The sequence below is a fragment of the Actinomycetota bacterium genome, assembly GCA_019347575.1.
GTDB lineage: Bacteria > Actinomycetota > Nitriliruptoria > Nitriliruptorales > Nitriliruptoraceae > JAHWKY01.
This window is the reverse complement of sequence record JAHWKY010000089.1, coordinates 1-4,796: the sequence shown is the minus strand read 5'-3', so window position 1 is coordinate 4,796 and position 4,796 is coordinate 1. Positions and strand designations below refer to the sequence as shown.

The following is a 4,796-nucleotide window of genomic DNA, read 5'->3' as shown; positions in this document are numbered from 1 at the left end:
CCTTGACGGGGTGGCGGTGGGACGGGACCAGCTCGAGGTCGGGACGGGCGCGACGGACCAGCAGCTTGATGGAGTGGTTGAACACTCCCGACGAGATCGCGATCGCGAGCCATCCCCGCAGCGCGGCGCGGCGACCACGGCGGCCGCCGAACATCGCGAGGAGCAAGGCGGTCACGACCCACACCACCGACCAGTCACCGGCGCGCGACACCCACCACAGGACCCGGTCGCCGACCGGCGAGTGGTCCGTGGACGCGACCCGCCGGAAGCCGGCCTGGTCCACCTTCCGCAAGCTCCCCCATGAGGACACGCGACCGCTCCTGCGTCGGAACCGCGGCGAGCGTAGTCAGCAGGACCCGTGACCCACGGCTCGTCAGTGGGTGCGGAAGGGGGTGCCCTTCCACCAGGCACGATGAACCGTCACGGGCAGCCCTCCCCCAGGTGGACCCAGCAGGCCCCGTCCCGCCCGACGATGCACACCCGGCGCGGGTCGAACCGCCGCCTGTGGCGGGATGGACGACGAGCGCTCCACCGCCGCCTGCAGAACGGCCCGCTGACGGGCCCGCTGTCCGTCGTCATCGAACACCGCGGCGACGTCACCGACCTCGTGGACGACCTCGGCCAGCTCGGGACGTGACCGCCCCGCCTGCCGCCGTGCGCGGGCCTGCAGCAGCTGGTCGAGTTCGTCGGTGAGCCGACGGTGGGTGGCGACGTACCGGCGGTGCCGTCGGCGTCGTCGTACATGCCGGCGAGCCGGTCAGACTCGAGACGGTCGACCTGAGCGCGCAGCTGGTCGACGCGTGCCCGGTCCGGGTCGGGCTGCGCAGCGTCGGCCTTCCGGCCGGTCACCCGTCGGGACGACGCGGCCAGGTCCGACTCGCCGATCCGGTCCAGGAGCAGCCGCACGACCATCCCGTGGACGCGCAGCACCGAGATGGACACGCACCGGTCCCCGCCAGCAGACCGGTTGGAGCAGTAGTAGGAGGCGGTCCGGTCGTCGGGGCCGGTCGGGTTGCGTCCCCACAGCGGGGACCCGCACGGACCGCAGACGGCGAGGCGGGACAGGAGGGTGGACTCCCGCAGCAGGTCGATGACAACCTGCACGGCCAGGTGCTCATCGGTGACCCGGCCCTCTACACCGACGCATCCGGTACGACCTGGGGGGTGCACTCCGACGACCGATGGCCCGCCCGCGAGCCTCGCAACGACGACGGCACACCGAAGCCCCAGCAGGGGCCGATCCGGGTCTACGACGGACTGCCCGACGGCTGGGAGCCAGCCGACGACGCCTCTTAGTCCGCGCAGGGTTGAGCGTCCATACTGGTCTCCTCGCACGAGGAGATATACGAGATCGGATCTACAGCGCGTATCGGGGCGGCGGGACTGGGTGCGCTCTCGGTTGCTGTGGGACTGCTGGCTGTTGACGACTGGCCGATATGGGCAATCGTTCTCGTCGCCGCCGCCACGCTGACGCTGCTCGCGGTCGCGGTCTGGCCGACATCTCAGTCCGACACGACCTTCCTGAGAGGAACGAGCGAGGACTCCACTTTCGAGAACATCGAGACGCACGGGGTGGGGACGGTCTTCGACGGGGTGCTTCGTCGCACGAGCGTGAAGTCGGTTCGCGTCAACCCTCCGACCTGGGCTCCGTGGCTAGCCGCGGCGCTACTTGTAACGGCGGGTCTCGTGGCCCTAGCCCTGTTGGTGTAACCGACCATGCCGCTCTACACGTTCGAGTGCGACTGCGGGCACACCGTCACCAAGCTTCGGATTCTGCGGCGCCGCGATGACCCGACGCCTTGCCCAGTGTGCGAGACTGGATGGCTTCGACGTGGGTTCGACGTTCCCGCTCGCCCAAGTCGCACCGATGGGCCACGGCTGGCAGGCGAAGGCGACGGCCCTTTACCGTCGGACAGGGTTTCCAGCGTGACGATGCGCAACGTTACCTTTGAAGACTGTCAGACAGACATCCACGCTGGATCCGGCTGGGACGTCGACGTCGACGGTCTCCGGTCCAAAGGCTCGAACACGGTCATCGAGCAGGAGGCGGGCTCCCGCATCACCGCCAAGAACGTGCGTGTCGACGGACGTAAGCCCACTCAGTAGGGGCCGCCTACCGAACGGGTCATGCCGATGGGTCGGCACCTAGCCGGCGTTGTGACGGACGGCCAACTCGGCCACCGCCGCGTCCAGGTCCCCCTCGCCACCGATCGTGTGCCAGAAGTCCGGGAACTGCGAGGCTGCGTCCTCAAGCCGGACGGTCAAGTGCCGTTTGTCACGCAAGAACAGACGGATGTTGGCGTTGACCGTGTCGACGTACCAGCGGCACACGTCCGCCCGGTCGCCTTCCGCCCAGTCCGGGGCGTGCATCACCAGTGCGTGCGCGAACGCTTCGATGACCCCGCCCCGCCAGCGGTAGTCCCACCGTCGCAGGAAGCTGTCTGCCGTCGCCTCTCGGTCACGGAGCAGATGCACGTACAGCGGTCCGTCGCCGTAGGTCTCGTCGAGTGCGCCGAGGAACCACGACAGCCGGTTGTCGGCTTCGATGTGCTGGTCGGGGTAGTCGAACCGTGCCTTGCCGACCTGGTCGGCGAGGGTCTCGTGTCCGGCTGTGAAGTTCGTCGCGTGTTTGCACGCCTCGATGAACGTCGTGGTCCCGGACCGGCCGGTTGACAGCACGAACACCCTCATGAGAGCACGAGCATAAAGGAGCCTGCCGAGCTGGAGGCCCGCAGACACGGTCCCGCCAGCCCCGTCGGGTGACGGTCGACACTGCACTCAGCCGCCAGAAGGACCGTCGATGCTGCAACGTCTACGAGACCTGTTCGACCGCTACCCCATCCGCCGCCGTGCCGTGCTGGTCGGCGTGCTCGCGGAGGTGGTCATCATCGCCACCGTGGTCGGGATCGCTCCGGAGACGGTCGACCAGGTGCACATCATCGGCGGGTCGGCCATCAACATCGGCGCCCTCATCGGGCTCGTCACCAGTTCCGAACCGAAGGTGACGCCGGTAGCCGACCCCACGCGATCGTGACGGCACGCCCCTGGTCCGCGTCGACGAGCCGGACCGGTGGTAGACGCGTGCCGGAGGGTCAAGTGAGTGGACCCGCTCGCATGTGGCGCCTACGTCACCGGCGTCGTAGGCATCATCACCGCCATCCTGACCTACCTCGCGCAGAAACGTCACGGAGACGCGTCGGTTGAGACCGCCACCACCGGGGAGTGGCAGGCCGTCACCGACGCGCAGGGCGAAGCGCTGCAGCGGCTCGCCGAGGACCTCGTCCGGGTCCGCGAGGAAGAGGGCCGGCTGCGCGGGGAGCTGTCCAAGACCCGCGGGGAGCTCGATGCGGTGAAGACCGGCATGGGTCGCTGCCTGCAGGCGGTCGAACGGTGGAAGCGGCTGCTGCTCGAAGCAGGCATCGACCTCGACGACGGCGGTGGTGCTGATGCCCGGTGAACGTCGGGTCGACCACGTACGGCGTGAGGACACGTCCGAGATCGCACGACGTGAGGTGATGAAGGTCCTGCGCGAGACTGATACGTCACCTCCCCACGTCCGGTTCCCCAGCAGAAGGTGCTGCTGCTCTGGCTCGTCACCGCGCTGCTGTTCGACGCGTCGGTGTTCCTCGCCAACGTCGCGCTGTTCACAACGTTGCGGTCCGCCACGCAACAGATCGACCAGCTCGAACAGCAGATCGACGAGCTGCGGGACGAGGTGACCGTGCTGCGGGGGCAGGTGCGTGAGATGGGCGGCGAACCGAGACGACCGGATGGAGACGGCCAGTGAGCTACCGCATCGCCGAGAGCCTCGACCAGATCCGCGACGAGGTCAACGCCTTCCGTCCCGGGCGGGACAAGTTGTCCGACGGGTGGATCGGCGACCCCGACCACGCCTCCCGGTCCAGCGACCACAACCCGTGGGTGAAGGACTCCCGCGGTCAAGGGGTCGTGACCGCCTTCGACGCCGACGAGGACCACGACCAGCACATCGGCAACCTCGTGCTCGCCGCGACGGTCGGCCGCCGCGACCGCCGGGTCAAGTTCGTCATCTACGAGCGCAAGATCTGGCGGTCCTACAAGAACCACTCGGGCCACCCGGCCCCGTGGACCCCCGAGCCTTACACAGGCCCGAACGCGCACGCCCAGCACATCCACGTGTCCGTGCTGCCCGACCCGCGGTTGTACGACGACCGCTCGCCGTGGGGCATCGCAGGCGTGGTCAGAGACCTCGACCAGAAGGGAACACACATGCGACGTGGAGACTCAGGCGGACGGGTCCTAGCCTCGCAGGCCAGGCTCAACTGGTGGCGCGGCGAGAAGCTGACGCAGGACGGTGCTACGGGCCGTCCATCGAGGCGGCGGTCAAGCGCTTCCAGGAGCACCAGGGGGTGACGATCGACGGGGTGTGGACTGAGACCGAGTGGGCCCTGCTGGTCATCAACGCCACGGCGAACGGGCGCATCATCAAGCCCACCAGCGGCGGTCAGGTGTCCGAGGTGCCTGAGCACGACCACAACTACGCGTCGGCGTTGCACTCCCAGGACTTCCAGGCGAGCTCAAGGGCGCGACCAGCCGGGCACGCTGACCCCGTTCACGTGTGCATGTGGAAGGGGGTGCCGTTGGCGGCGAGGAAGGTACCGTAGCGCTCGAGAAGCGGGTTTTCGAACTGCTCCAGGATGCGGAACCTGGGCCCCGGCGGAGCTTGCTCTACGGCCGGGCCGGCGTCGACGGCGCACACGTCCGCCGGGCAGAGCTCGAATCCCTGGCTCGCATCGACTTCGACGGCATAGAAGAAG

General features: G+C 68.5%; 11 protein-coding genes. 7 read left to right on the top strand and 4 right to left on the bottom strand.

Annotation, left to right across the window (positions count from 1 at the left end; genetic code table 11):
* Together KY469_22390 and KY469_22385 are read right to left on the bottom strand one after the other, a co-directional pair.
* Positions 1-310: phosphoesterase (locus KY469_22390; protein ID MBW3665843.1), on the bottom strand; the 310-nt coding region annotated here is incomplete at its 3' end.
* A 110-nt stretch (positions 311-420) separates the two neighbouring features.
* Positions 421-1,104 (bottom strand): zinc ribbon domain-containing protein, encoded by a 684-nt coding sequence (locus KY469_22385; protein MBW3665842.1) that lies wholly within the window; start codon positions 1,102-1,104, stop codon positions 421-423.
* A 300-nt stretch (positions 1,105-1,404) separates the two neighbouring features.
* Between KY469_22385 and KY469_22380 the strand changes: the two genes are divergently transcribed.
* Together KY469_22380 and KY469_22375 are read left to right on the top strand one after the other, a co-directional pair.
* Positions 1,405-1,710 carry a hypothetical protein gene (locus tag KY469_22380; protein ID MBW3665841.1) on the top strand — a complete coding sequence of 102 codons (306 nt, stop codon included), beginning with the start codon at positions 1,405-1,407 and terminating at the stop codon, positions 1,708-1,710.
* Between the two features lie 6 nt (positions 1,711-1,716).
* A complete protein-coding gene (locus tag KY469_22375; protein MBW3665840.1) occupies positions 1,717-2,106 on the top strand; it encodes a hypothetical protein in 390 nt (129 codons plus the stop codon).
* Positions 2,107-2,145: 39 nt separating this feature from the next.
* Here KY469_22375 and KY469_22370 read toward each other — a convergent pair whose 3' ends face one another.
* Positions 2,146-2,691: a hypothetical protein gene (locus KY469_22370; protein ID MBW3665839.1), complete on the bottom strand. Its 546-nt coding sequence runs from the start codon at positions 2,689-2,691 to the stop codon at positions 2,146-2,148.
* A gap of 109 nt (positions 2,692-2,800) precedes the next feature.
* Here KY469_22370 and KY469_22365 point away from each other — a divergent pair, with 109 nt between their 5' ends.
* From KY469_22365 to KY469_22345, 5 genes are all read left to right on the top strand, one after another.
* Positions 2,801-3,034 carry a hypothetical protein gene (locus KY469_22365; protein ID MBW3665838.1) on the top strand — a complete coding sequence of 78 codons (234 nt, stop codon included), beginning with the start codon at positions 2,801-2,803 and terminating at the stop codon, positions 3,032-3,034.
* A gap of 66 nt (positions 3,035-3,100) precedes the next feature.
* Positions 3,101-3,457, top strand: a complete 357-nt coding sequence (locus tag KY469_22360; protein ID MBW3665837.1) for a hypothetical protein — start codon at positions 3,101-3,103, stop codon at positions 3,455-3,457.
* Between the two features lie 117 nt (positions 3,458-3,574).
* The gene (locus KY469_22355; protein MBW3665836.1) at positions 3,575-3,787 is read left to right on the top strand and encodes a hypothetical protein; all 213 of its coding nucleotides are present in this window, start codon (positions 3,575-3,577) and stop codon (positions 3,785-3,787) included.
* Positions 3,784-4,392 (top strand): hypothetical protein, encoded by a 609-nt coding sequence (locus tag KY469_22350; protein ID MBW3665835.1) that lies wholly within the window; start codon positions 3,784-3,786, stop codon positions 4,390-4,392. The genes KY469_22355 and KY469_22350 overlap by 4 nt, the downstream gene beginning before the upstream one ends.
* Positions 4,305-4,643, top strand: coding sequence for a peptidoglycan-binding protein (locus tag KY469_22345; protein ID MBW3665834.1), 339 nt, complete (start codon positions 4,305-4,307; stop codon positions 4,641-4,643). The genes KY469_22350 and KY469_22345 overlap by 88 nt, the downstream gene beginning before the upstream one ends.
* Here the strand turns inward: KY469_22345 and KY469_22340 are convergent.
* Positions 4,592-4,796: alpha-L-glutamate ligase (locus KY469_22340; GenBank protein ID MBW3665833.1), on the bottom strand; the 205-nt coding region annotated here is incomplete at its 5' end. The genes KY469_22345 and KY469_22340 overlap by 52 nt on opposite strands.